The 26719-nt window shown below is 49.3% G+C and carries 20 protein-coding genes and 2 pseudogenes; 7 read left to right on the top strand and 15 right to left on the bottom strand.

Annotated elements, in window-relative coordinates; genetic code table 11:
- Nucleotides 1-34: 34 nt before the first annotated feature.
- Complete coding sequence (locus tag C1717_RS06165; RefSeq protein ID WP_425430942.1) at nt 35-1375, bottom strand: IS3 family transposase; 1341 nt, start codon at nt 1373-1375, stop codon at nt 35-37.
- Between the two features lie 324 nt (nt 1376-1699).
- Between C1717_RS06165 and C1717_RS06160 the strand changes: the two are divergent.
- A pseudogene (locus C1717_RS06160) lies at nt 1700-1981 on the top strand (transposase); the annotation flags it as partial.
- A gap of 517 nt (nt 1982-2498) precedes the next feature.
- Here the strand turns inward: C1717_RS06160 and C1717_RS06155 are convergent.
- Entirely contained in the window at nt 2499-4370 is a 1872-nt protein-coding gene (locus C1717_RS06155) for a glycosyltransferase family 2 protein (protein ID WP_102372364.1), read from the bottom strand.
- A gap of 211 nt (nt 4371-4581) precedes the next feature.
- On the opposite strand from C1717_RS06155, the gene C1717_RS10490 reads away from it, so the two are divergent.
- Genes C1717_RS10490 through C1717_RS06140 form a run of 3 tightly spaced genes read left to right on the top strand, consistent with a single transcriptional unit; the run spans nt 4582 to nt 7796 of the window.
- Nucleotides 4582-6675, top strand: a complete 2094-nt coding sequence (locus C1717_RS10490) for a DUF6541 family protein (RefSeq protein ID WP_146003664.1) — start codon at nt 4582-4584, stop codon at nt 6673-6675.
- A gap of 51 nt (nt 6676-6726) precedes the next feature.
- On the top strand, nt 6727-7410 hold the full coding sequence (locus C1717_RS06145; RefSeq protein ID WP_102372362.1) for a glycosyltransferase family 2 protein: 684 nt from the start codon (nt 6727-6729) through the stop codon (nt 7408-7410).
- A gap of 8 nt (nt 7411-7418) precedes the next feature.
- Entirely contained in the window at nt 7419-7796 is a 378-nt protein-coding gene (locus tag C1717_RS06140) for a DUF2304 domain-containing protein (RefSeq protein ID WP_102372361.1), read from the top strand.
- On the opposite strand, the gene C1717_RS06135 is transcribed toward C1717_RS06140, so the two are convergent.
- The 8 genes from C1717_RS06135 to rfbC form a co-directional block, all read right to left on the bottom strand.
- The gene (locus C1717_RS06135) at nt 7770-8687 is read right to left on the bottom strand and encodes a glycosyltransferase family 2 protein (protein ID WP_102372360.1); all 918 of its coding nucleotides are present in this window, start codon (nt 8685-8687) and stop codon (nt 7770-7772) included. The two genes, C1717_RS06140 and C1717_RS06135, sit on opposite strands and share 27 nt — an antisense overlap.
- An 86-nt stretch (nt 8688-8773) precedes the next feature.
- Nucleotides 8774-11101, bottom strand: a complete 2328-nt coding sequence (locus C1717_RS06130; protein WP_102372359.1) for an RICIN domain-containing protein — start codon at nt 11099-11101, stop codon at nt 8774-8776.
- Nucleotides 11102-11202: 101 nt separating this feature from the next.
- Nucleotides 11203-12162, bottom strand: a complete 960-nt coding sequence (locus C1717_RS06125; protein ID WP_102372358.1) for a glycosyltransferase family 2 protein — start codon at nt 12160-12162, stop codon at nt 11203-11205.
- A gap of 15 nt (nt 12163-12177) precedes the next feature.
- On the bottom strand, nt 12178-13287 hold the full coding sequence (locus C1717_RS06120) for a DegT/DnrJ/EryC1/StrS family aminotransferase (RefSeq protein ID WP_219722281.1): 1110 nt from the start codon (nt 13285-13287) through the stop codon (nt 12178-12180).
- A gap of 70 nt (nt 13288-13357) precedes the next feature.
- On the bottom strand, nt 13358-14809 hold the full coding sequence (locus C1717_RS06115) for a lipopolysaccharide biosynthesis protein (protein WP_102372356.1): 1452 nt from the start codon (nt 14807-14809) through the stop codon (nt 13358-13360).
- 8 nt (nt 14810-14817) lie between these two features.
- Complete coding sequence (locus C1717_RS06110; protein ID WP_102372355.1) at nt 14818-15171, bottom strand: EamA family transporter; 354 nt, start codon at nt 15169-15171, stop codon at nt 14818-14820.
- Nucleotides 15168-15554 carry a DMT family transporter gene (locus C1717_RS06105; RefSeq protein WP_102372354.1) on the bottom strand — a complete coding sequence of 129 codons (387 nt, stop codon included), beginning with the start codon at nt 15552-15554 and terminating at the stop codon, nt 15168-15170. Before C1717_RS06105 ends, C1717_RS06110 begins: the two co-directional genes overlap by 4 nt.
- 36 nt (nt 15555-15590) lie before the next feature.
- Nucleotides 15591-16163: a dTDP-4-dehydrorhamnose 3,5-epimerase gene (gene rfbC, locus C1717_RS06100; protein WP_102372353.1), complete on the bottom strand. Its 573-nt coding sequence runs from the start codon at nt 16161-16163 to the stop codon at nt 15591-15593.
- Between the two features lie 159 nt (nt 16164-16322).
- Between rfbC and C1717_RS06095 the strand changes: the two genes are divergently transcribed.
- Entirely contained in the window at nt 16323-17300 is a 978-nt protein-coding gene (locus C1717_RS06095; protein WP_102372352.1) for a hypothetical protein, read from the top strand.
- On the opposite strand, the gene C1717_RS06090 is transcribed toward C1717_RS06095, so the two are convergent.
- The 5 genes from C1717_RS06090 to rffA are packed head-to-tail and all read right to left on the bottom strand — an operon-like array spanning nt 17287 to nt 22970.
- A complete protein-coding gene (locus C1717_RS06090) occupies nt 17287-18438 on the bottom strand; it encodes an ATP-grasp domain-containing protein (protein ID WP_102372351.1) in 1152 nt (383 codons plus the stop codon). The genes C1717_RS06095 and C1717_RS06090 overlap by 14 nt on opposite strands.
- Nucleotides 18439-18452: 14 nt before the next feature.
- Nucleotides 18453-19598, bottom strand: coding sequence for a sugar-transfer associated ATP-grasp domain-containing protein (locus C1717_RS06085; protein ID WP_102372350.1), 1146 nt, complete (start codon nt 19596-19598; stop codon nt 18453-18455).
- Between the two features lie 3 nt (nt 19599-19601).
- Nucleotides 19602-20561: a glycosyltransferase family 2 protein gene (locus C1717_RS06080; protein WP_102372349.1), complete on the bottom strand. Its 960-nt coding sequence runs from the start codon at nt 20559-20561 to the stop codon at nt 19602-19604.
- Between the two features lie 20 nt (nt 20562-20581).
- Nucleotides 20582-21829, bottom strand: coding sequence for an ATP-grasp domain-containing protein (locus tag C1717_RS06075; protein WP_219722280.1), 1248 nt, complete (start codon nt 21827-21829; stop codon nt 20582-20584).
- Nucleotides 21816-22970, bottom strand: a complete 1155-nt coding sequence (gene rffA / locus C1717_RS06070) for a dTDP-4-amino-4,6-dideoxygalactose transaminase (RefSeq protein ID WP_245859531.1) — start codon at nt 22968-22970, stop codon at nt 21816-21818. Before rffA ends, C1717_RS06075 begins: the two co-directional genes overlap by 14 nt.
- Nucleotides 22971-23070: 100 nt before the next feature.
- Here rffA and C1717_RS06065 point away from each other — a divergent pair, with 100 nt between their 5' ends.
- Complete coding sequence (locus C1717_RS06065) at nt 23071-25617, top strand: YfhO family protein (protein ID WP_102372347.1); 2547 nt, start codon at nt 23071-23073, stop codon at nt 25615-25617.
- 411 nt (nt 25618-26028) lie between these two features.
- Nucleotides 26029-26592: pseudogene (locus C1717_RS06060) on the top strand (IS256 family transposase); the annotation flags it as partial.
- Nucleotides 26593-26719: the final 127 nt, after the last annotated feature.

Below are 26719 nucleotides of genomic sequence, written 5' to 3'. Positions count from 1 at the left end.
GGGACTGCGGTGGGAATCCTGGACCAAATCCATCCTATGCGACTAGTCCCAAATCCCTTCGGTACTGCATGGGGCTCTTGTAATCCAGGTCGCTCTTGATCCTGATGTCACGATACCATCTCAGATACGCGTCGAGCATGGTGATGAACTCCTCGATTGTAACCCCATCCCAGTCGCGTCCGTAAAATAATTCCACCTTGAGCCTTCCGAAGAAGCCCTCGCACCTCGCGTTGTCGGGGCTGCAGCCCTTCCTCGACATCGATCTGACCAGGCCGTTCTCTTCGCATATCTTTATCCAGCCTGGCCAGCGATAATGACCGCCTCTATCCGAATGCACGGCCGGGTGGTCGCCCTCGTCGAGCCACTCACACGCTCCGAGCAGCGAGGAGTTCGCCATCTCGGCATCGGGAGACGTGGAGATCGACCAGCTCAGCGGCATTCCGTCGAAACAGTCGACGATTGGCGAGAGATAGGCCTTGCCGGCGGGGATGCGGAACTCGGTGACTTCCGTGATCCATGTCTCGTTCGGGCTGTCGGCGCGGAAGTGGTGCTTTCCCCGCTCGTCTAGCAGTAGGTTCGGAGGCGCTGCGGACGTCTCGCCCTCGTAGGAGCTGTAGCGCCGCTTCTTCTTGGCGGCGCATGCGACCAGGTTCTCCTCGGCCATAATGGCACGCACGGTCCACTCGCCGACTCGGCTCTCAGATCCAGACCCGGCGTTGACCTCGGCGACGATGCGCCTGTAGCCGTAGGTGCCGCCGCTGGATTCGAACGCCGCTATTACCGCCTCCCTGGCGGACGCGTGTTCCTCGGTCTCGCCTTTGAGCTGCACGTTCCTCGCGTACTCGTAGCTGCTCTTGGCCATGCCCACCACGGGGAGCAGCTCGCAGAGCTTATACTTGGTCCTCAGCGCCGTCACCATCGCCGCCTTCTCCGCGTTGGCCAGGCGGTCCGGGTCGGCGCCCGGGTCTTTTTTTACCATCTCGAGGGTCGCCTGGCGTACGTCGAGCTCAAGCTGCACCTTTCTGAGCTGCATCTTCGCCTCTCGCAGCATATCTTGAAGCTGCTCGATGTCATCGGGCAGGTCGTCGAACTCCTTGCTCACGGGTTCTCCCTTCTTCTCGGGTCCCCCGTTATTATCGCCCATCATCTCCCTGCGCCAGAAGTAGGGTGCGGTCCTCGACACGCCGTGACGCTCGGCTATCACCGCGGCGGGCCCAGTCCTCGCCTCCAGCTCCGCCACCACCTGCACCTTCTTCTCGATTGGAATCGGCGGCGTCTTTGGGTTCGGGCCCCTATACTTGCGCTGCCCGGGCGCTATCTCGTCGATCCAGTCGCCGAGCACCTCGCGGCTCTTGGGATATCCCAGCGCCCTCATCGTCCTCACCAGGCTCTTTCCATGCTCGAGGTAGTGCTCGACGGCGCGCTGCTTCATCTCTGCGGTGTACCTCGGATCGGTGGCGAACTTGCTCTCGGGCACCTCACCGGTTTTCTTGTACTCGTTCCACCAGTTACGCAGGCAGGCTCTCGTCGGATATCCTAACTCTGCGACGGTGTCGGCGTAGCTATGGTCGAATTTGATGAAGGTCTCTATCGCGCGCTTCCTCTGCCCCTGGCTGTACATGCGGTTCTCCTCCTGTCCCGCCTTGGTCCAGGATTCCCACCGCAGTCCCTTCTGCTCAAAACTACTTGACTAAACACAGAGCTCAAGGAATCCAAGCTCAAGGAGGCGGCCAAGGCCGTGCGCGACGGATACGCGGAGACCCTGACCTACACGAGGTTCCCGCGCGAGCACTGGAGGCGCATACGCACCAACAACGCCATCGAGCGCCTGAACGGGGAGATACGCAGGCGCACCCGCGCGGTCGGCACCTTCCCCGACGGGAGGTCCGCGCTCATGCTCGTCACCGCCAGGCTCAAGTACGTGGCCGAGAGCGAGTGGGGCTCCCGTCGCTACCTAGACGTGACTCTGCTGGAGGGGTAGCCGCATCGGAGGGCGGGCCTAGGGGGCTGTCGAAAAGTGCGCAAGAATCTTGACGGTACCCCGGGTGCGTCGAGCGCGCGCGGGCGGAAAGGGGTGACGCGCCGCTGGCCGAATAGCCGTCTCGGGACAATCGGATACGCCCCGGAGCACCCGTCGCGCTGAGCCTGGGGGGGCGCGGCGGGATGGCGGAGCATGGCCGTCGGAGTCAGCACGACACCCGCGCACCAAGCCTATACCTGCGGAGACCAAAAGTGCAGGGGCCTTTCGGCCTCCTTCGCCCATTCGACTAGGTGCGGGAACTCCGCCCCGGATCAAAGCATTTCGCTAAGGTTGAAATTCAACCCATACTTTCTCGACTACCAGCTTTCCTCTAGGCGACAGCAGAGACTCAGCGATATATCGATCAAGGATAGAGACGAGACCAAGTGGGCCAAAAGCCCCGCAGTGAATCCTGTATACCACAATGCGCGCATTCCAGTTGACATCGCTATTTAAAATGCCCTCAACGTAGAAGTTGTCACAATCCTAGATAATCTTTCCAAAAAGAAACTGATGTTAATTTGGAAAAAGCTTGTTTATAATCTGCTTCAAGTCGCTTCTTATGGTCCTTGAAGTATTTTAGATCAGCTGAAAGTCGCTTGCTGAGCGCACTATAGCGCTCTCGATCGCGCTTTCTAATCGCCCCTTTACGACCGGGAATATCGATAGAGACAATCGTTTCAGCAGCCCTTATTTTTCCGCGTGGATCCGCCCAGCCAACATTGTCAATAATCGCAACCTTTCCCCTCTCCGTCATCACATCGACACCCCTATTCCCATTAAGTGAATAGAGATCTTTTATCTTCGATGCGCGTCCATAGGGCAAGTCTCGATAAACCTTCCAATCTGTCAAATCGGAAAGATCGACACCCATGGCCATTGCTTCATGACACAATTCTTCGTACGAAATGGTTTTTGCCGCTCGTTTATTCGCATCGATAAAGGCTGTTCGCGCCTCATTGCTTATAAGCCACTCAGGACCTTTGAGAAAATCCTCGAAGCCGTCTAAAAGCAAAGCGGCATCCGCGTAATTAAACTTTCTTATTTCAAGCTCAAACGTTTTCCTAAGCCATCCCAGAAAATCGGAGAGTGGAGCAAAATCGCTCGCAAACTGATCAATAAAGCAGTTTCGCGTCATTTGATAGCGCTCCTGCGCGGCGTTATATCGCATATGAAACGATAAATGCCAGATACAGATGCCGTTCATGGTTATGAATTTCGGCTTACAGCGGCGACTATATTCAACATCATCGCCGCGAACGAACAACGGGAGCGGCAACCCATACTCATCAATTTGAGACATCGGAATGACGCAATACCACCATGCCGCATAGTGCTGTTCCTGGTCTTCGCAGCGTGGCATGTAACTTGGAATATCATATGCCTCACTCGCGACTACATCGTGCAGCACATCCATGCGTGCAGGAGGTTTCACCGGATGAAACGCTCCGTCAAATCCTACGAAGCCCATCTCCTCCCAACGCATATTAGGCTCGTCTAGATTCATCATTGCGCCAGAAACAAAAGCACCTTCGTATTCAGAATTAACAAGTGAGAGAAGGTTAAAAGTGCGAATGATGCTCTCTGCAGATATAGCTACATCATCATCCATCAGCAACACGTGAGTCGCGCGAGGCTTTTGCTCCATCGCCTCAATCATGCCCCGAGCGAATCCTCCCGCACCACCCACATTATCATTAGGGTGAACTATAACCTTCCCATCAGAAAGACTCTTTACATCGAGAGTACGTCCGTTATCAACAACATGCATCGTAAAATGATCAGAAATACGATCATCGGATTCTATTATTTCATTTCTTACCGCATTTATATTACGAAGGATATATTCCTCTTTCTTAAATGTAGTTGTGCAGAGGGCAAGCTCTACATTTCGCACTTTGTCCTCATCAACTGCAACGTAGTAATATCCATTACGAAGCTGCAAAGGTCCATCACTCGAAAAGGCAAACGAAGTGATGACATCTCGCTCCCCATCAACGAGCTCGATATCCAAACATTGCCATTCATCTGAAGAGTTAATGCTTAGCCGCGTTCCCTCAATTTCCTCAGAATAAAAAGAGAAGGAATCCGCTCGCGTCTGCCACACACTTGCCGATGCTCCCTTAACTTCAACGTGTAGATAGAATTTATTTGCGACAGTATATTGCTTCCATTTTTGAATGGAGAGCGCATTGAAGTATGTCGTGAAATCAAAGGTGCCCGGACCATCCAGCACCCAAGCGTCACCATTGATTATATGAAAAGGTCGTGTCGCACGGCAAAGCAACGAGGGAGCAAGGACAAACTGAGACGCATCGGACATCAGTACGTTCATAATCTTAAAATTCATGACAACACTCCTACAGAGAACCGAACAGAGTAATTCTATATGACAATGATTCAATTTAATATTCGTTCGAGAAAAACTATATGAGAAGGATCGGCATCCGCTTATTTATGTGCCTTGTCACGCGCTGTTCCTGTCGGTAATTCAGCTATAGTAAACGCATATTATTTTCGCTCTCTGCGGATACTAGATAGAATTACGAGGTCAGTTTAGTATGTGGCTGGAATTCGCTTCATCAGCGCTCATCTTGACAGCATTTCTAGTTCTCCCAGGATTTTGCGTGCTTAGAGCGACTGGGGTCCAGATCTCATGGTCTCTGTTGCTTTCCCCGCTTGTTAGTCTCTCATTAATCGCCATTGTCGGCCAAGTATTTGCCCTTGCGCATATCCCTTCGTCACCCATTACCATTTTTGGTGCCATCTTACTTCCTTCGATCACCTTATATTGTTTGATGCGTCAAAAGATCCGCGTTGTCGCTCTGCCAAGAATATCTCCACTTGCACCAGCGGTCTGCATTATCTTGGGGATAGCGCTGGGATACAACCTTTTTCTCTCGCGTATAGGCGAGCCCGATGCTTTATTCCAAGCTTATGATGTTACCCAGCATCTTTACCTGATTCGCGCCATGGCAGACTCCGGCATCCTTTCCTCATTTGATACGAGCGCCTATCTCACTGCGGCGGATCGAGCAATTGCGCCACTTCATTACAATGGCTTCTATCCTGCCGCTTGGCATGCTCTTTGTGCGCTCACGGTACAGGCAACTCAGCTCTCCGTACCGTTGGTAATTAATTCCTCTATGTTTGTAATTTGTTTTATCGTTTTTCCGCTTAACATAATCGCACTCATTTCAGCACTTTTTGGCGATTCACCACGGATGCAACTTTGCGCCTCACTTGTCTCCCTGGCATTTGTCGCGTTCCCTTGGAGCCTATTAACATTTGGTCCCATCTATGCAAATGTTGCAGGTTTCGCACTTATGCCAAGCGCGATGGCGCTATTCATTTTCTTAATTGCAGATCGATATGCCTGCTCTGAGCGAGTAAAAATCTTATCAATCCTGCTTATAACAATCGTGGGTATCGCACTTTGCCATCCCAACACTATCTTTACTTGCATAGTCTTTCTCGCTCCTTACTGCATCTCCCGAATTTGTTGTTTTTCCAACCGGCAGGAATGGTCAACCCTGCGGAAAGCAATAGCTTGCCTTGCGTTCGTCTTTGTGTGTATTGGTTTTTGGTTGCTTTGCTTCCATCTCCCCATCTTCCAGGACACCGTCAACCATGTTTGGCCAAGCTATACCAGTTCGCTACAAGCGATTATTAATATTCTTACCCTTTGCTATAACTTCGGCTTCAACTACGAGGTGGGGGCGCAACTACTCCTTGGCGCTGTCGTTATATTCGGAATCGTCTGTGTTATCCACCAATGCGGCGTCCGCTGGCTTGCCGCTTCCTATGCGCTTATATGCTGCATTATTATTGTAAGTGCCTCTCGCGAAGGTTATCTCAAGCAATTTCTTTCAGGATTCTGGTATACGGACCCTATGAGATTGTCCGCCATTGCAGCCATCTCCGCGATACCCCTAGCAACAGTCGGCCTTTCTTGGCTATATGGGGTTATCGAAAGACGTGCCAACGCGCACGCCCCAAACAAACATGCCGCTGAATATCTGAAAGCAGTTGCCACCATATCTGCTTGCCTATTCCTGTTTGTCAACTTCATCCCAGAATTCAACTTACCCGGCCTTCACCATCAATACACTGATGCTGATATTGCAGCCTATAAAGATGTCAGCCCTTATGATTGGCCGAAGAGCATTCGCACAACCTTCGGTGACTACCGACGCGAAATTAGAACCGTGTATTCTTGGTCTGATCCTCTTGACGCGAGTGAGCAAGCCTTCCTTGATCATATTTCTTCGACAGGCATCATCCCCCAGGGAGAACTAGTAATCAACAATCCCATGGATGGCAGTTTTCTTGCTTATGGCGCCAATGGACTCCGCGTTTATTATCGAAAGTTTGTTGGATATGGCGGAGAAAACGAAACTCCAGAAAGCCGCATTATCCGCGAGCGGCTTTGTGACTATGCGAGTGATCCTGAGGTCCAGGCCGCTGTCGATGCCATCGATGCGCGCTATGTTCTCGTATTGAATGGAGGCGTTGACCGCGCAGGCTTCATCAACTTGCGCGAAGATTACGATGAGACGCTTTTTAGCGGCATATCTTCCATAACTGAAGATACCCCCGGTTTCACTCTTGTCTATGAATGCAGCACGTTGAAGGTGTACCGTATTAATCGGTAGTCGGCATACGGTATCGATTGTCTACACAAACCTCGATTGGGAATCGTTGAAATGAAGATACTCGCAGTAATACCAGCGTTCAACGAAGAAGAGTGCTTGTTCAATACCGTTTCTGAACTTATTGAAGAGTGCCCTGAAGTTGATTACATCATCATTAATGATGGCTCAACAGATCATACTTGGAATGTCATCGAGAGTTATGGCCTCAACGCGCTGTGCTTACCCATTAATACAGGACTTGCTTCGGCATTCAAAACTGGTATGAAATATGCGTATCGCAATGGGTATGATGCTGTGGTCCAATTCGACGCGGACGGTCAGCATTTGCCGTGCTACATACCACAAATGGCAGACACTATGATTCGTAAAGGCTCCGATATCGTAATCGCATCGCGTTTCCTCGACGGCACGGTTAAGCCTAGCGGCGCCCGTGGACTGGGCTCCCGACTCATCTCCTTATGTATAAAACTCACTACGGGAGCAGTTGTCACGGACCCAACAAGCGGAATGCGAATGTACAGTCGTTCATTGATTGAAGCATTCTCTAAAGAGCTTGATTTCGCACCAGAGCCCGATATTATCGCGCTAGTGGCTCGTAAAAGACATTCAGTTATCGAGATCCAGGCGACCATGCGGGAAAGGCAGGGTGGACAAAGCTATCTTAAGGTCGCCAATATCTTGAGGTACATGTCGCGGACATGCCTATCAATCATTATGCTGAGATTCCTTAGGTGAGGATAATTATGTTGCCTATCCAGTTGAGAGCCATATTGATAGCAAGCACACTTCTTGCTCTGTGGGTTGTGGGCTCAAAAATCAAACACTCAAAACTTCTCATTGAAGATGCTGTCTATTGGATCGTGGCAGCATGTATTCTCGTTCTTCTCGCCATCTTCCCTAATGTTGCAGTCTGCATCTCAACGCTACTAGGCTTCCTATCCCCGGCTAACTTCATCTATCTTGTTGTCATCGCATTATTATTATGGAAAGTTTTCACTTTATCAGCCGATCTTTCCCTACTCAAAGGGCGAATTAACGAATTGGCGCAAGAGCTAGCCTTAACGAGGAGAGAAGTGACTGAAGAGAAGAAATCGTCACAGAAGTCCGATGAGAAACAGTAATCTCAACGCTATCTCCTCTGACATTTTTTGTCGCAGCCGTTGGGGATAGCATGCTTTATGAATTCTCCTGCCATGTAAAAAGCTATTCAATACATCGGATTTATTTGATGATATGGCTGAACCGAAAACGCTGTCTAGCTTTTCAAGCTGATGTGTAATACATGATAATTGCCGTCCTTGGAAGAACGTCTTGAGTCGATACTTCAAAAGACTAATTCCCGAATTTCCTGTCGGGCTCACATTTGCCCCGGTACGACGATAGTACAGCGAAGGATATTCGTCATAGGTCAACTCTCCAAGCGCCGCAGCAACTAAAGCAATCCACCAATCATGACAGTACACATCATCCATTCCGGCGTTTATTACAGCATTAGCAAGAGACCGGTTCATCACGATAGTGTTTCCTGAAACCACGTTTTCATAGAGCAACTTGGTGAAATTCACACCATTCTGATTAAGATGCGACGGTGCAACTTCATTCATATTCGCATCACAGAAAATGTATTCCGAGCAATACAATTGAGGTATAGACTGATCTTTATCAACAAGTAATGAGACGGCTCGTGCCAACTTATCATTACGCCAGACATCGTCTTGATCACAAAGAGCAATATAGTCAAACGATGTGTCGATGGCAGCAATCAGAGATAAAAAAGATTTGACAACTCCAACGTTTCCTCCCCTCAATAGTTCAAGTGAGCCCCGCGCTTCATAACGCGTTAGCACATCTAACGATTCATCAGTTGATCCATCATCCCGCGCAAATAAATAGACCGCTACGCCAACTTGATTAAGAATGCTGTCAATCTGTTCTTGAAGATGAGATGAGCCATTGTAAACAGACATAGCTACTGCCACCTTGGGTGTGGCGGTAATATCGGTCGAATTCATAATTTCCTTTTGCCTCCCGATTGAAAAGGGGTACCGGAAACCGATACCCCATAATAACTAGAAGATCTCATTCAGCTCAAGCAAGGCTAAAAGATATAAACCGTTGAGCCAATCTCAATATTGTTATAGAGCCACAGAGATTTCTCGTAGTCGGGAATGCAGATACAACCTGAACCAGCGAAACCATAATGGAAACCTTGGCCTTCGTCATAACCCATGCCTTCGACATAGCGCATATGACTCGAGCTGGGCGAGCTCCACCAGTCTTCAACGAATCCGATATACCAATCGTTAACATCGTAGCAATCTGGCTCCTTCCAGTAGCCACGAGCGCGAATATAGACTTCATGAGATCCCGTGAATGTATTTCCGCTTGTTAGCACATCCATAGAGTTAGCAAGCACCCATTCGCCGCCGGTATAATAAAAGACGGTGCAGCGATTCCTGCTCTTATCGGCGATTGCAATCCAATTTGTCCTACTTCCCTGCCGTTGAGCAATTGATCGCATTTGATTGATATAGGAGGAATCCCCCCAAATATCATCAACTTCCTGAATATAGCTCGTCTCCACAAACGTCCATGAATACGTGCTGGATTCACGAGGCGCATCTATAACCACCTGAGAACCGGAAACTGCAGTTTCAGCATCAACTGTTACAGCATAGTTTCCAAGCTTCGACTTTATTTGAATTCCGCCACCCGGAGCAATTTCGAAAGACCAGCGTTGGGCAGCAGAATTGTTGCTGGCGTACTGTTGAACGGCATTCCCTGGTTGAGCAGAGCCGTTTCTGACATCAAGAGCTAATCCAGAATTAACATTAGTGATCTCGTACCAACCATCGCCCGTACTCTCCACAATCCACTTTTGAGCTGACGTATTGTTGGATTCATAAGTCTGCAACGCAATGGAATCTTCGGTAGTTGCCGCCGGAACATCAAGTGCCTGAGAGCTACCGGAGTTATTGAACAGAATGTAGCAACCTTCCTCGATGAGCGTAGTTGACAAGAGAATCCAAGACTGCGCCTCCGTCCCATTCATATTGAACGGACCGACTGATGTTCCCTCTTCAGTACACGCAGCAGACAGGTCAAGGGCACGTCCGGTACTCTTGTTTATAAACATTAATCCACCACGTCCCACAGAAACCAACCACGATGCTTCATCGCTCTCAGCTTGATTAAGGCTGACAAGCTGAGTACCCCCGTTATCGGATAGATAAAGCCCCGAATTGGCATTCCGGATCTCATAGCTGCCATCATCCTGCTTAGATACTTGCCACTTTTGCGCAAGTGTGCCATTGCTCGACCATATCTGAATTCTCGCATTTTCTTCTTTTGAAGCAGCGCTTACGTCGAGAACCATTCCTTCGTCAAGCGAACTGGCTAGTAAATATAACCCACTAATATCAATGTTCGTTTCAGAGATAATCCATTTCTGGGCGGTGCTTCCATTACTTTCCCAAAGTTGAATCTTCACCCCAGAATCAGCGATTGCGCTTGGGACATCAATAGTAAAACCAAGCGCCGAACGTATAGCATAACCTGACTCATCGTCACCGACGATACTCCAACACTGAGCGGCAGAATTGTTTTGATCGAATTGCTGAAGCAAGGTCCCATTAGCGCCAATACCTGCCGGAACATCAAGGCTTCGACCTGAAACTGCCGAAACGATTGTATAAAATCCAGTTTCCTCATCAAAGGAGAGCTTCCACGTTTGAGCAAGTGACGAATTAGAATTCCAAAGTTGAATCCCAACACTGTTAGACCTAGCCGCAGCGGGCACGTCAAAAACCAAATCGATATCGAGGGCGGAGCTGATTCTGTAAAGACCATCCGGTATTGTTTGGGTCACGGGAGAAAGGGTCCATCTTTGTGCCGCAGAACCATTGCTCTCGAACACCTGAACGTTCGTTCCGTTTGCGTCTAGCCCTGCATACACGTCAAGAACTAAACCGTTGCATACGGAGCGAATCGAAACGGACCCATCATCGCTCATTATAAAATCCCAAAGCTGAGCTTCGGATCCATTCCATTGGAAAACCTGAACGTTGGTACCACTAGCCTGAAGAGCTGCATATACATCTAAAGAAATACCGGTCATGGAATTTACGATTCGATAATGCTCGCCCTGCGCTTCGATTCGCCAGTACTGACCTAAAGAGCCGGTATCTTCGAAAATCTGAACATTTACACCATTCGACGTATCGGCTTCACTAATGTCCAGTACTTTGCCATCTCCTACCCCAGATTTAATGACGTAGACACCATCCTCAATCGAAACAAGCTCCTCGGCACACGCGTTTCGAGGAGCAACCGTCGATAACAGCGCTGCGCCCATAGCCAGGAGAACGAATACGAAAAAGAACGGTCTTAAGATTCCCAAAGAGGGGCTCTCGTTATTAAGCTTCATCTCTACCCCCGATCTGAATACAACCAAACTAAGAAAATTGTACTTGAGTCAAATGCTCGAAAAGAGCGCATCCTATGGAAAGGATACTTCACGTACCGAATTTACAAGGTTACCCCACGCCCAAGAAAGCTACGCATGCCCAAGACGGCGTACCACTGAACAACGCCGAGCAAAAGCATGATGGCATCGCGTTGCCTCAGAACTTCGAGCAGCGAATGTGAGAGCGGGTAAATCCTAACCGACCCGACGCTCCATTTCAAAAGGACTCGATAATAGAACCTTCGAGCGGCTCTATAAGCCTCATCGTTATGAACGATCTCTGAATAGTCCATGAGCGTCTTTCCGAACATCACCTCGTTGCGAGCATAGGCCTCATTCACCTTTACTCGCGAGGAATAACTCGTTCCACCGGTAACAACATGGCGATACGCACTCCACGTTTCCTGAAATACCTTTACTTTGCCGTTCGCGAGAAGGATGAAAGCATTCCTTCGGTCTTCGGGATAACGATCGAATTGCTTACACGCGAGAAACTTCTTTTTTTCCGTTTCGTATTTCACGCGACGAACCATAAAAGAGGCAGTTTGCCCTGGCATCGTGCAGTAGAAAAACTCCTTGAACGAGTAGTCATCCTTAAGACAATCAGGATACTTTTCACCATTTGGAAGGGAGTCCTCCCCTACGACCGTGCAGTGATGAAAGCCGGCGATGTAATCAGGATGCCCCTCGAGAAACGATACTTGGTTTTGGAGTTTGCGTTTATCGGTCCAAAAGTCATCCCCTTCACAAATGGCAAGATACTTTCCCGTGCATCGGCGCAACAAGTCAGTATTGTTATCATCGCCGAGATTATGTTCGCGATATAGGAAGTGAAAATTACCGGGAAATTCAGGCTCGATACGCTTCATGACCGCTCGCGTGTTATCGGGAGAGCAATCCTCCCCGATAAACACTTCAAAGGGATACTCGCACTCCTGCATCGCTATGCTTCGCAGACAACGCTCAATATAGCGCTCATGGTTATACACAGTGACGATTATCGAAATGACAGGGTTCTCCACTGCTCTCCTCCCCCTTTATTTGCGCGCGCACCCGAGAACGATATCGCAGATGCGGTCGACCTCCGCAACAGGCAAATCAGCGAACAAAGGGAGTGTGAGCACGTGCGAGGATACGAACTCCGCAATAGGCGTATTGCATGTAAACTGACCGCGATAGCATGCAAAATCGGTAGTAAGTGGATAGAAATATTTTCTGGCAAAGACATTATTCTGTTTGAGTGCTTCGAACACGTCATCACGTGTTGCACCAAAACAATCTTCAAATACAACGGGCATATAGGCATAATTCGAGATAACGTTTTGCGCCGGTTTGGTGAGTTTAATTCCACGATAACCCTCGAGGCGCTCCCAGTAGCGTTCGCACACAAGCTTGCGACGGGCAATTTCACCATCTAGGTGCCTTAGATTACAGATCCCCATTGCAGCGCAGAACTCGTTCATCTTGGCGTTACCGCCTACGTACTCAACGTCCTCGGGGCCCGTGATGCCGAAATTCTTCCAATCATCAAGCAGCTTACGCAATGCGGGATCTCTAAAGCACACGGCTCCGCCCTCAATGGTATGGAAGACTTTAGTAGCATGGAATGAGAACATAGAGGCATCGCCAAAAGCTGCCGCAGAGGTCTCTCCCAACTTAACCCCAAATGCATGCGCTGCATCGTAGATAACTTTTAGTCCATGATGCTGTGCGATATCCCGAATCGCATCGACATCGCAAAGACCGCCGTAAACGTGCACGGGCATAATCGCACACGTATCCTCATCGATGATCTCTTCAATCCTTTCAGGATCAAGGGTGTAGTTGTCAAACCGGATATCAGCGAACACGGGAGTCAAACCCTTGCGCACGATAGCGTGCGTTGTAGAGGCAAACGTATAGGGGGTGGTGATAACTTTCCCATGCAACCCCATCGCCTCAATTACGCACTCTAAAGCATTGTGCCCGTTTACAAAGAGAGCGATGTTCTCAACGTCAAGATAGTGTTTGAGCTGATTCTCGAGTTCGTGATGCTTCTCTCCCATATTGGTCAGCCAATGTGATTCCCAGAGAGGGCTGATCTCTCGAACGTACTCTTCCAAGGGGGGCATCGAGGACCGTGCCACCAATATAGGTTCATCAGACAATGTTAACTCCCTACCAGCACTGCGACCAGCACAGCACGCCAAGCTCTAAAACTGGCAGCCGCCAATCACCCTACTTTCGTATGATATGGTCTTTTACCGTATTCAGTAAATACATGAATGCCTCGATACGCAGTGCACGTGCGACAATCACATATATCGATAACATTACCGCAGATTGCAAGCACACCATTGAAAATGCCGGGAGCTCAAAGGCCGTCAGTGAGTAGGCGATAGCAGCTGAGATGGCCGACAAGATGAACGCCGGACAGATATCTCTGATTTGCTCGGAATATGAGTAACCAATTACACGTTTGCTCGGAAATGCATTTATGAATGTGCAGACAATACCATTGAGAACATATCCTGCAACGATAGCGTGCAAATTCCCAAGTACAAAAGCCGTAAAACCCAGGATAACCAAACTGACGACGACTTTTATCACTTCAAGCAATAAAAATAAGTCACTACGACCAACTCCGTTGAGGACCTGGAGATTAGTTGTATGGATGGGCAATAGGGCATACACAAAACAATACATTTGAAGATACGGAACGCACGGAAGCCATTGCTCGCCCAGCAGCACAAGCACCAAAGGCTCTGCAACAACAGCGAATAGCGTCATCGCCGGAACTATCAGCAGCGTACTGGTCTTAAGAGCACGCCGAGCGAGACGCTTTACCTCATGAGCGCTCTTTTGCACATGAGCAACAGCGGAAAGCATAACCGGCTGAATCGCTCCGTCTAGCGTAACTCCGAGTGCTTGTGGATACTTCTTGCCCTGAGAAACCAAACCGAGATCAACATCGGTGAACAGTTTTCCGATGATCAGATCTGAGATGCTCTGATAGCCTTGGTCGAGGAGCCCCGATGCCAGCAGCTTCCAGCCAAACGCCATCATATGTCGACCTCGCGCGACATTCATAACCATGCGAGGTTTCCAGGCCACCTGAGATGCCAAAACGATGCATTTGCAAAGCTGATAAAGCAACTGCTGGACAACAAGCGCCCAAAGACCCGACCCCAATAGAGCGGCTGTTATTCCAACGCCCCCCGACACGATACCAGCAACCACTGTAGCCCGAAACGTCTTGCGGAATTGCAGACCACGAGCGACTATGGCTTCTTGAATTGAGTTGTACGCATTGATGAAGAATATAAGCGTGAGGATCCTAAGCGGCCAGATAATCTGGGGCATACGATAGAAGCCTGCAATGGCGGGAGAGAAAAAGAAAACTATTGCATACAGTACGAACGAAATTGCGAGACACATCCAGAATACAGTTGAACAATCATCGTCTTCGATATCAGCGCCCTGGACAATTGCGGTGTTAAGTCCAGACTGGACTATGACATTCCCTAAGTTGACAAACACCAACATGATTGCAAGCAGGCCGAATTCCGCAGGGGCCAGTAGACGCGCCATAACGATTTGAACGATAAGGGTAATTGCCGCTGCGCCACCCTGCTCGAAAAGTTTCCAGAACAGCGACGTAATGGTCTTTTTTTTCAAGCCGCTATCCATCAGCAAACCTACAATCCAAAGGAATAAATCACGATACCGGTCAATATCAGTCCTAGCGCGATAACCTTACGACGATCTAGGCGTTCATGAAAAATGAGCACTCCAAAAACTGTTACGTAGATATATCCAGTCGCATCTAATATTGGCCCCATTGAGAGTGGGACCACCCGATAGGCCAACGTAGAGAGCAGCGTTGATGCGATGAACAAAGTGTAAGCCCCCATGACGAGCGGATTAATGTATTCGGCGACACGATTGCAATGTTTCTTTACGGCAGACAGTTTCAATAACACCTGCGAGATTCCACCTATAAACACGCCAAACAAGGATATGCCAACGCATGTAATCAGCGGCTCACTCATCGTGCGCCTCCATCCGCGTTCTCCGCTTCCTCGCTCCCAGCCAGCGCAAATACCAGAACGCCAGCCAAAACAATACCGGCGCCAACAATTTTATAAACGGATATATCCTCACCGAAGAAAAGGAATCCCCATACGATGCCCCAAACAATTGTTATGGCTCGGTTGGCGTAGGCAGTCGTAAGGGGAATTCGCTTAATTACCTGCTGCCAGCCTATTGCATACACGCCCAGAATTGCAATCATGCCTCCGTAGCAGGCGATAAATTCTAAACTCATGAACGGAAAGCCTGACGCAAGCTTGCTCATAATGCCGCTGAAAGAAAAGACGGCAAGCAATAGGTGCAAGCCTAACATCAGATGCCCATTACCAGAACTAGGACTCATTCGAACGCCTTCTTTAGCACCCAATACAGGCAATCACTAAAAAATGTGGAGCTCAGAGAGCTTGGGATGAGAGCGATCCTTTTGAGAGAGCACTACTTCAGCACTCGGTAACAAAGGCCATTCGATACCTATCTCCGGATCGTCCCAACGAATGCCGCCTTCATCATTCGGGTGATACTCGTCATCGCATTGATAGCTGAACTTGGCGGTCTCCGACAGGACGTAGAAACCATGGGCGAAACCACGCGGGATAAAAAGTTGTCGGTGATTCTCGTCAGATAGAACAGCTCCTTCCCACGCGCCAAACGTCGGACTACCCGGTCGAAGATCGACGCATACGTCGAACACTTCGCCAGATACGACTCTAACGAGCTTTGCTTGCGGATGGTTAATTTGAAAATGAAGCCCCCGCAACACACCACGGGTACTGCTCGACTCATTGGTCTGAACAAACTGCGCGTCTATACCAGCTTTAGAGAAATCGGAACGCTTGTAGGTCTCCATGAAAGAGCCGCGTTTATCACCGAATATGGCAGTATCAATGATGACAACCCCCTCAATGGAGGTTGGAGAAAAAACAAAGTTACACGATTCTACCTGGTCTTGCATCTCTTGCACTACTCCGTTTCATTGGTTTCTATAAAATAGTATCATGCGTCCCCGTCCACGGTGGCCAAACACCACGATTACACTGAGGCGCATACTTTGTTCGAAACGCTTCAAGCGAGTACCATATCCTTGCAGAGGTATAGTGTCTTTGGAGGGGCAGTGGAAGAAAACGATCGTTCAATTGGAGGCTACTTCGAATTCGAGCATTTTTACGGCGAGGAATACCATTCTCAAGCGCTAGCACTCAACTGCGCGCGCAATTGTCTTGCATATCTTATTGAAGCGCGTAACATCACGAGAATATGGGTTCCCAAGTATCTATGCGCTTCAGTTCGAAATGTTGCATGTAAATATGGCATCGAGTGCAACTTATACGAGACACAATCCGACTTCCTTCCCGCATGGAATTCAATAACGTGGGCCCCTTCCGACTACCTGTACCTCGTCGATTATTACGGACAGCTTTCCGATGAGTCTATTCTGGATGTTCAGGCCGCGTGTGGCGGGCGCCTGATCTTGGACGAGGTGATGGCGTTTTTCCGTATGCCAATTCCTGGCATCGATACGATTTACTCTTGTCGAAAGTTCTTTGGTGTAGCAGACGGAGCATACCTGTACTCCGATGCGACTCTCGAGCGCGAGCTGGAGGTGGATAAATCTCATGCTCATATGGATTTCGTACTTGGAAGGTGCGAGTGCGACTCAAATGTGTTCTATCCAGCGTCGGCGCAAAATAACAAGCGATTTGCAGATGAAGATATCAAATGGATGAGCCCTATTACCCACAATATACTTCGCGCAATCGATTATGACCGAGTTGGGCAACTTCGTCTCGACAATTTTCGCCATCTTTCCAAGCGCTTGGACGAACTCAATGAGTTGAAACCCATAGCTTCTACTGGATCGTTCATGTATCCCTTCCTCACAAGCAACGGGGACAAGCTACGGAAACAACTACAAGAGCACAAGATTTATGTCTCCCTGCTGTGGAATGAGGCGGCGTGCTATGATGGCTATGCCGGCAGATTTGCACGCGATATTCTGCCACTCCCCATCGATCAACGATACACTCTCGAAGATATGGATTACGAGTGCGATGTTCTACTCGAGTTGATGGGATATCTTAATCGAGATTAATCTCAGCAAGGAAAGTCGGCTTCGAGTCCCGCGAATAATAGATGAAGTAATTCGTATCGTATCCGCGATTATGAGTCAGCCGTTCGAGTTTGGAAGTCGCCTGATGCTTCTCATATAACCAGCTATATTGCTCACAGTTATCGAAAATCCGCTTGAGCTGTCTTGTCTGCTCAGTGATGAAACAGATCCCGGCATAATTGTGGTCGAATTGACTCGTATCAGGAATTTGGAAATCACCAAATGCGATTTCAATCATTCCCGTAATGTACGGATAACCAGTGCTTAGCTCGGTGAGCGGAAAAGAAATGTGATCCCCACCTGGGCGCGCATTGAACTCAATCAGGTACAGCTTGCCATCGATAATCTTGAGCTCGGTGTGGCAGCATCCATGCTGCATGCCGATTGCTGTCAGAGCGCAGGCCATGACATCTTCGATTTTTGCACGCATCTCTAAGGAGAGAGCTGCTGGTTGATGATGGCCTAGCTCCACACAGTGCGGAGCACCCGAACTCCATTTCTCCGTCACTTGAATAATGCTGTGTACCCCACGGAAAGATAGGCTCTCGACCGAATATTCTGCACCACCCTCAAGATATTCCTCCACGATAACATCGGAAGAGTCTTTCTTTTCGTCCTGGGCATATGCAAACGCAGCTTTTAACTCACAGGGATTGGAGGCGACGGTTACTCCACGCTTGCCACCCTCTGCCGTCGGTTTTACTACAACCGGATAGGCTATGTTTAACGTCTCGATATCGCTGGAGTTCCTCACAAGCGCGTATCTTGGCTGACACAAACCGCTCACGCATTTCGTCAACTCTCTATTGCGATATTTATCGGTGATGCGCGCCGCAACCTCTGGATCGTTTGCAACTAGTCCGAGACGACTTGCCACAAGGGCAGCTGGATGAATCGTCAATTCCGTGGTTGGGAGAACTCCCCCTATGCCCACGTTTCGACAGATCTCCTCAATAGCATCGATGTCGAAAATAGAAATATCCTGAAAGACATCGACATCTTCTTGTGCGACCGCCCCCTGTTTCCATGCAAAACAATGCGTCTCGATACCGAGCTCACGAGCGCGCATCGCATAAACGCTTGCCATGGGGCCCGCGCCAATAATGGCCAGTTTCTTCATCACTTCCAGCTTCCTTAACGAAGGATAGCGTTGCGACGGCGGATGCCGTCCTCATCTAAAGATTCAATTGCTTCAATCTTTGATCTGAAGTAGGAACCCAAGAACTCATCTTTATAAAACGGATGGAAAAACTGGACGTATTTGCTTCCGGAATGGGAATTGATCTCGATAACTTTAGGTCCCTTATCAGTGATGCAAATGTCATAGCCAAGATATTCGAGGGGGTTGATTCGCTCGGACATCTCAAGTGCAAGCGAACAAACCTCTTGCCAGTTTTCAAGCGTGCCCTCGGCAAGAACTCCAGTCTCAGGATGGCATGGGGAATCAATCACACGATTGGCATAGATGTCCTTTCCGCCACCAAACCAACCGGTTTTCCAGTTGAACCAAACGTTGTAATTCCCGGCATCTTGCTCAGAGGGATAACGATAATTCGACTTACTGTCATCATCGCCGACTCCGGTGGCAAAACGGAAATACGAAGCGCCGATTACAGGATTGGTGCCCGTTGGATTGAAGACCATAAGGCGAAGATTGTTGATAATGGGAGAAATGGCGCCCATCTGCGCAGAGGGATGAAGGAACTCAGTGAACAGATAGTTCACATGCGTGCGCATGAACGCGATAATATCCTCCCCCGTTGCGGGAAGATTATCTACCGAGTACTCGCCATCATGATATGACAGCTTGTGAAAGCCTACCGTGCGAGCACCGTTGCACGGTTTACAGGCAAATTCTCCCTTTTCTCGTAAAACCGCCAGAAAAGCGGCATCATCTGAGCGCCTTCCTCCTTCAGGCATGGGAATGAGTCCCTGGGGCGTCGTATAAAAGTAATACTCAGGAAAATACTGGTCGAGCGTGGTTCCAGAAAACATATACTTCAACGTCATCTTGTCATTGATCCAGATGCGCTGCCAACTATTGAGCGGCCAGACTCGATGATAGTCATAGTCGGTCATATAATCCGCGATGTTATCATCGTTGAGATCATATGCGTACGCTTGCTTAGCAAAAAAACCGCGTGCATGAGCCCACTCGGTGTATGCAGGATCGAACAACTCAGGGCAGTTACGCTCCTCTTGAAGAATAGACAGGTATTCCTCCGCGCGAGGGCGAGCAAAGCCATCTTTGAGCAGGGCTTCGAGCGTGTTCGTCATCATTTGTTACCCCTCTTTCATCTCCAGATTTACGCATTCACGAACGATATATTGCGGCGTTGAATTAACTGAAAGCACGATACTTCCAAGATACTCTCCGATAATACCGAGCGTAAACAGCGTAAGGCCGAAAAAGCACAACAGCAAGCAGATGATTGAAGACCACCCCACAAGCATCGTTGGGTCGATAAGCTTACGTATGATGGTGACGATTGCAAAGACGAACCCAGCGACCGCTGTGCAGACACCCAGTACAGACACAGCCCTCAGCGGCAAGACCGTGTAGTTAAAGTAGGCGAGCCATAACTTGACTAATTTGGCTAAGGTATATCCAGACGAGCCAAACTCGCGCTCATGATGCTCAATGGTCACATTTGCCATATTGTTAGTCATGCGCGTAAACAGAGCATCAACGTTAGGATTGTAATTCGTATATCTAATAACCTGGTCTTTCACCGCACGCGTAATAATCCAAAAATTACTAGCACGGATATCGGAAGGTCTGCTTAATAGGGCGCTAGACGTAACCTTGTTTAGCCAGCTGGAGAATCGTTTGAGTGCCCCGTTTTTGGACTCACGATAACACCCATACACGAGGTCATATCCTTGCTCGATTCTATTGATGAGCAGTGGTATCTGAGATGGATGTGTTTGAAGGTCGTCATCCATGCCCAGGATGAAATCGCCCTTTGCATAGCGCATTGCACACATAAGACCGTTATGCTGGCCGAAATTACGCATCAGCGAAGCGCCGTGCACGCAGGGATACTCGGATGCAAGGCACTTGATCTCATCGAACGTCCCATCCCGCGAACAGTCATTTACCAAAATGAACTCGCACTCGTAGCCGTCAAGGCTCTTAAAAACCTCAAGCGTCAACTCAACAACGCTACGAATACTGCGCTCCGAGTTATAACAAGAAATAACTATGGAAATGAGAGTGGATTCCCCCTGCTCAGTTGACATGTAACAGCTCCATCTATCAGCTATTCAATTGAAAGCACAACATGCTTGTCAATCGTATCGAACATGGCCATCATCTGCTCCTCATCATCGAAGCGCAGAAACAATACGCCGATTGCTTTGCTAGCGTTATCGAAAGCGGCGACGCGCGACCCCTCTTCAGAATAAAGCACTTGGCGATACACATGTGGCCTAATCGCCGATGAAAGATCTAGGCCGGTAAAAACACCGTCTGTCTTCGCGTGTAACATATACGTGGCATAACAGCCGGATGCAGAAGCGCCATCAAACGCCACGTCCATAGTATCGCCCATAGCGAAACGAACGTTAGCTTCAACAAGATCGATACCGGCAATATCTGAAAGTTGATTGGGAATCATGTTGCCACCTGCGCGAGCAGCAAGTTCAAGGAAATACGGCGTTCCGTCTTCCGCGATTATGATTTCAACATTGAGCTCGCCGAAACGTATTCCAAGTTTAGAAACAAGCGCTTGAATACAATCATGGACCGAGGCAAGCTGGGCTTCATCTAAGCCCGATGGCCATCGCTCGCCCACCGGGACCAAACCGCCCAGCTGCTGGTCGCGCAAGCAACTCATAATGCCCCAAAAGACGACTTGTTGATCTACAACAAACACATCACCACCGATAACGCGAGGGAAACCAGATTCTATATACTCTTCGAGCAGCAGGGTTCCGTTGCGTGAAAATGCTTTTGCCTCAGCAAGAGCCCCCTCGATTTTAAGCTGGTCTAAGGAGCGGAGAATAGTAACCCCCTTTGATCCAGATGAATCAGTGGGCTTTAACACAATAGGCAAACGCATAGTCTTGGCCGTATCAACGACATCCAACGCAGTTGCATCAATCGACAGCTCTTGAAAAGCAGGGCATGGGAAGCCGTTATCCGATAAAAAGGTTCGGAAAAGCTGCTTTTCGCTCAATATTTCTACAGAGGCCAAAGGATTAGTTGGAAGGCCCATATGCTCAGCAATATAAGCTGCAGTTGAGGCAGCAACGTCAGTCCCGAACGCGAGAACCCCTAACACGTTTTCAGACCTAGCGATGCGCAGCATCAACTCTTTATCGACTGTACTCTCCTGATAGAATACATCCGCAACATATTGCCCAGGGTTATCGGGAAGATAGTCGCACAACACGGTCCGATATCCCAATCGTTTTGCCGCTTCGATGGCGGGTACCTGATGCTTTGAGCCACCAAGAAGCAGAATGCTCTGGGGCCCATCTCCAGCGACCATGTTAACGGCTTCCATAAAACTCCCTAATTGTGTTAACCACACGCCCGACGCTCTCAAGCGATAATCCGTAGTACATCGGAAGACGAAGCAGGCGATCGCTATCGCGCGTAGTGACTTCATCTACGCCTTGGAACCGACCGAACTTCCGCCCCGCAGGCGAGCTGTGCAGCGGAACGTAATGAAAAACAGAACAGATTCCATGGGATCGTAGATAATCGATCAATTCTGTACGCTCGGAAAGATCCGAACATTTGATATAAAACATGTGCGCGTTATGAATGCACCCGTCTGGAACGACCGGCAGCTCCAGTACTCCGCGCTCTTCCAAAGCGCTCAGGCCCTCATAGTATGCGTCCCATGCCGCAAGTCGGCTCTCATTAATATCATCGGCACGCTCGAGCTGAGCCCAAAGGTATGCAGCGTTCAGGTCACTCTGCAGATAGGAACTTCCTCGATCTACCCAAGTATATTTATCAACCTGCTTGCGAAAGAAACGCTGCCTATTCGTGCCTTTCTCACGAATTATTTCAGCACGCTCGACATACGTGGGATCGTTGATGACCAAAGCGCCGCCCTCGCCCATGGAGTAATTCTTGGTCTCGTGGAACGAGTAGCATCCGAATGTGCCAATGGTACCCAGAGCACGGCCATGATAGGAACTCATGACACCCTGTGCCGCATCTTCAACCACCAACAGCCCGTATCGCTCCGCGAGATTCAAAATTACGTCCATCTCGCAAGCGACGCCTGCATAATGAACGGGAACGATAACCCGTGTTCGATCTGTAATAGCGGCCTCGATTTTACCCTCATCGATATTCATGGTATCCGGACGAATATCAACGAATACTAGCGTTGCGCCCATAGCTTGAAATGCGGTCGCAGTCGACGAGAAGGTGAAACTCGGGAGAATGACTTCATCACCAGGTTGTAGATCACAGAGCACAGCCGCCATCTCCAATGCAGCAGTGCCACTTGTCGTCAATAGAACCTTGTGCGCATTGAACCGCTTTTCCATCCATTCATGGCATCTATGGGAAAAAGGCCCGTCTCCGCAAATCTTATGATTAACCTCAGCGGCTTCTCTAGCATATTCCATCTCAGTCCCCACGTAAGGGGGAATATTGAAATCGATGATATCCACCGGCGCGGCCATAGCAATAACTCCAAACCATCATCTCTAACGGTACACTAATGAGAATACTCAGTAACGCAGAGAGCAACATATCTGTCCATCATAATACTTGAGGAGCACTATGGACTGGTCGCAGTACACCTACTTAATTGGACTATGTATAGCAGCTCTTGTTGCCCTGTATCTCACAGTGCGTTTTTCCGAATCGCTAATGGTGCCGTCTGACAAGATTAAGCCGCAGGAGATCATTGCTCTTCTCGTCCTCTCGTGCCTAGGAATCGCTGTGGTATATGGTGCCTTCTACTTAGGTAAAGCCTGCTTTTCTTATTTCGATGTCGGATCGGATACGGCAGAGCAATACGTCCCCTACTACATCAACCTACTTGATAGCATCCGAAGCAAAACGCTTGGGTTCTGGAATTTCGAGTATGGACTGGGCTCAAGTTTTATGTCCTATCAATCATGGACACTAGATCCATTCAATCTGATAGTTATTCCTTTAGGACTATTGTTCGGCAATGAGTCGCTCAGCCTTATCTTAACGATTGCACAATCCCTAAAGGTGCTCTGTTGCGCACTCTTATTCGATTACGTCCTTCTGCACTACTGTAAAATACCTTTATCTCGCATACTTGGTTCTATCCTGTTCGCATTTTGCGGTTTTCTCATGCTTTGGGGCCAACATTATTGGCTGGGAAGCGTCCTGGTCATGGCCATTGCGCTCACGGCCGCTCTAGAAGGCCTAATGTCGAAACGAACCGTTCCTAGAATTCTGCTCGTCACGATAATTACTGCGGCAACCATTATGATGAGCACGTATTCTGGTTTCATGGTCATGGTTTATGCAACGATCTATGCTGTCTTACGCACCATACATCTGTCTGACTGCAAATCCCTCCGCTCCTTCTTGTCATTCTTCGTCCCTCTCGCCGTCCCCGTAGCTTGCGGCGTGTTGATATCACTGCTAACGGTCATACCGTATGCAACATTGCTTCTTGGCGAATCTTCACGGGTCTCAGGAGGAGAGTCGATCGCTCAAAGCGCGGTGCGATACCTTACAGATTTCGTGCCCATCCGTTGGGTACTCCCAATTTTCAGCCGTATGCTCGGCAATGGGCTTTTAAGCATTGGCGCTGATATCCCCGCTTCTCTGATTCCGCCCACCGATTCATTTGCATACGTCAACGTTTACGAGTTTATTCAACTCGGCTTCTCAGCAGGTTGCTTTATTCTTCTCGGTCAGTTTTCAAATTGGGTAGCACGTGATATAAACCCCCGCGATCGAGTTCTGATAATAATCGCATCGCTGCTTTGCTTGCTTTATTGTTTTAATTTCTTCTTGCCCGCTCTTTTCAATGTATTCGTTGATCCTAAATACCGTAGCTCATTCGTGCTGGCAATACCCGTATGTATCGCCCTCGCTTGTGGTTGGGAACACCGCATACATTCCCGTACCATATCAAAAACTAATTTGGCGGTATGTTCCTTTATAACTATCGTCGTTATTGTGTGGTCTCTCATCAATACCGTTAATGGACGCCTTGTCTGCCTCTCATATCTAGCATTAACTGTTGCAATTTCCGCAGCTCTCTATGCTATAAACAACCTATCTGGCATTAATTTACGAGTGCTTCTTTGCATTACGCTCGGATGCGTTGTGAGTTCATCTATCATCGATGCCTTCTTCATAACGAACGGCAGAGATACAACAACAAGTCTAAACTTTCCCTACGCAAGCCACTCCCCTGTCGATGCTGACACACAGACAGCTTTGAACTGGATTAAGGAGCAGGATGATGGCATTTATCGTATCGAGAAGCTTTACTCTGACTGGACAAGACTAAACGATAGTCTCATTCAGCACTATTGCGGCATTTCATCATATAACTCGACCCTCGATAGCGATGTAATTGATTTCTATCAGCATTTATGGCCCAATATTCTCGTAGGCGACAGTGCCTATCAGGAATATCTCAATGATCCCGAGCATCCTACATTATTACGCTTACTAGGTGTCAAATATATTCTTAGCCATGATCAGCTCGCCTTTTCATGGTGCGAGGAGATTGCAACTTTTGGAAATGTTTATGTTTATCAGGTCAACAACACCAATACGCTCCTTACGTTAAGCGCGGGCGCGATTTCCGAATCAGTCGCAGAGTCCTTTACTCCGGAAGCACGCGAGCAGCTTCTCTCTGCTTCCGCCATCGTGCCTGATCACATCGCTGAAAGCATTGCAGCATCACCTGCGCAAAATCCAAATACCACTTACAACGGAAACGCTATCGAAAGCTCTGGACGCTTGATCATCAACGAGCCAAACGTCTCGTTAACCCAAAATGCGTGTGCCAACGCAATATCCGGTTCTTTTACTGCGTTAGCAGATAACACTGTCGTATGCCTTGCCATACCTAATACAACGGGATGGACAATAGAGATCGATGGCGAGCAGGTTGAGACCTATCGTGCAAATTATGGATTCATAGGTTTTACCGTGGATAGCGGCGAACACACCCTAAATGCAACTTATACACCTCCCAATGCCTATATTGGAGTTATAGCTGCAGTAATTGGGACGGTGGGCTGTAGCATATTTTGTCTTTCTACGTATAAAGTAAGTGCTCGAAAAGTACCAGAGGATAGTCTGACTAGGCATCAACCCCTTTGATGCCATCGGCTATCGTGAGTAGTGCACTCAGCTAGTAGCGCTGTTCTACAAGAACGGTACCGCCCCATAACGAGAGGCGATACCGGCCTCCCACGATGCGGGTACCGTCGTCAGTCCCGGTAGCCCTTATCCAGTATTTGACAACTATTTCCAACAGTCTAGGAAACGGGTGATATGGGGCCTACGTCGAGCTGGGTAACGTACAATTTCTTGCGCACTTTGACAGCGGAATAGCGTCCAGATAAAGAAGGAGGGCACGGCCCGCCCCCGGTATGATTCGAGTTGCCTAGATGGTAACGTACAATTTCTTGCGCACTTTGACAGCGGAATAGCGTCCAGATAGGAAGGAGGGCACGGCCCGCCCCGGTATGATTCGAGTTGCCTAGACAAGAAACATGCTGGAGGTGGACCATGCCCGAGCCAATCGTAACATTCAACGAGGAGAGCCTGAAGACCGACCTTCGCGAGCTCGTCAGGAGTACCGTCGAGGAGATGCTGAACGGCCTCCTGGACGAGGAGGCCGACGACCTCGTGGGCGCCGAGCGCTACGAGCGGACGGCAGGGCGCGAGGCGTACCGCGCCGGCCACTACGAGCGGAGGCTCACGACGACGTCCGGCGAGGTCACGATCCGCATGCCCAAGCTCAAGGGCATGCGGTTCACCACGGCGGCCATCGAGCGCTACCGGCGCCGCGAGACGAGCGTCGAGGAGGCCATGATAGAGATGTACCTCGCGGGCGTCTCCACCAGGCGCATCGAGGACGTCTCCGAGATCCTCTGGGGCTCGAGCGTCTCGGCGTCGACCGTCTCCAACCTCAACGAGAAGGCGTTCGCGTCGGTCGAGGAGTGGCGCAGCAGGCCGCTCGACCGGGCGTACCCCTACGTCTACGTCGACGGGATATGCCTCAAGAGGTCCTGGGGCGGGAGCTACGAGAACGTGGCCGTGGTGGTGGCCATAGGCGTGAACGACGACGGCTGTATTTGATAGTCTCCGTCTTGCGGATTTGGGCGCGTTGATCTTTCGGGAATGAGCGCGAAAAAGTTTCGGGTCTGAGCGCGGGCACGCCGACCATCCCGTTCGGCCTACCGTTGTCGTTGCTTCG

Source organism: Enorma phocaeensis, assembly GCF_900186505.1.
Taxonomy (GTDB): Bacteria; Actinomycetota; Coriobacteriia; order Coriobacteriales; family Coriobacteriaceae; genus Enorma; species Enorma phocaeensis.
This window is presented reverse-complemented; position numbering and strand designations above follow the sequence as displayed.

Coding starts and splice junctions, on each gene's coding strand:
- C1717_RS06165 (WP_425430942.1), bottom strand. CDS start 1,375: ATGAGGGCGCTGGGATATCCCAAGAGCCGCGAGGTGCTCGGCGACTGG.
- C1717_RS06155 (WP_102372364.1), bottom strand. CDS start 4,370: ATGAATTTTAAGATTATGAACGTACTGATGTCCGATGCGTCTCAGTTT.
- C1717_RS10490 (WP_146003664.1), top strand. CDS start 4,582: ATGTGGCTGGAATTCGCTTCATCAGCGCTCATCTTGACAGCATTTCTA.
- C1717_RS06145 (WP_102372362.1), top strand. CDS start 6,727: ATGAAGATACTCGCAGTAATACCAGCGTTCAACGAAGAAGAGTGCTTG.
- C1717_RS06140 (WP_102372361.1), top strand. CDS start 7,419: ATGTTGCCTATCCAGTTGAGAGCCATATTGATAGCAAGCACACTTCTT.
- C1717_RS06135 (WP_102372360.1), bottom strand. CDS start 8,687: ATGAATTCGACCGATATTACCGCCACACCCAAGGTGGCAGTAGCTATG.
- C1717_RS06130 (WP_102372359.1), bottom strand. CDS start 11,101: ATGAAGCTTAATAACGAGAGCCCCTCTTTGGGAATCTTAAGACCGTTC.
- C1717_RS06115 (WP_102372356.1), bottom strand. CDS start 14,809: ATGGATAGCGGCTTGAAAAAAAAGACCATTACGTCGCTGTTCTGGAAA.
- C1717_RS06110 (WP_102372355.1), bottom strand. CDS start 15,171: ATGAGTGAGCCGCTGATTACATGCGTTGGCATATCCTTGTTTGGCGTG.
- C1717_RS06105 (WP_102372354.1), bottom strand. CDS start 15,554: ATGAGTCCTAGTTCTGGTAATGGGCATCTGATGTTAGGCTTGCACCTA.
- rfbC (WP_102372353.1), bottom strand. CDS start 16,163: ATGCAAGACCAGGTAGAATCGTGTAACTTTGTTTTTTCTCCAACCTCC.
- C1717_RS06090 (WP_102372351.1), bottom strand. CDS start 18,438: ATGAAGAAACTGGCCATTATTGGCGCGGGCCCCATGGCAAGCGTTTAT.
- C1717_RS06085 (WP_102372350.1), bottom strand. CDS start 19,598: ATGATGACGAACACGCTCGAAGCCCTGCTCAAAGATGGCTTTGCTCGC.
- C1717_RS06080 (WP_102372349.1), bottom strand. CDS start 20,561: ATGTCAACTGAGCAGGGGGAATCCACTCTCATTTCCATAGTTATTTCT.
- C1717_RS06075 (WP_219722280.1), bottom strand. CDS start 21,829: ATGGAAGCCGTTAACATGGTCGCTGGAGATGGGCCCCAGAGCATTCTG.
- rffA (WP_245859531.1), bottom strand. CDS start 22,970: ATGGCCGCGCCGGTGGATATCATCGATTTCAATATTCCCCCTTACGTG.
- C1717_RS06065 (WP_102372347.1), top strand. CDS start 23,071: ATGGACTGGTCGCAGTACACCTACTTAATTGGACTATGTATAGCAGCT.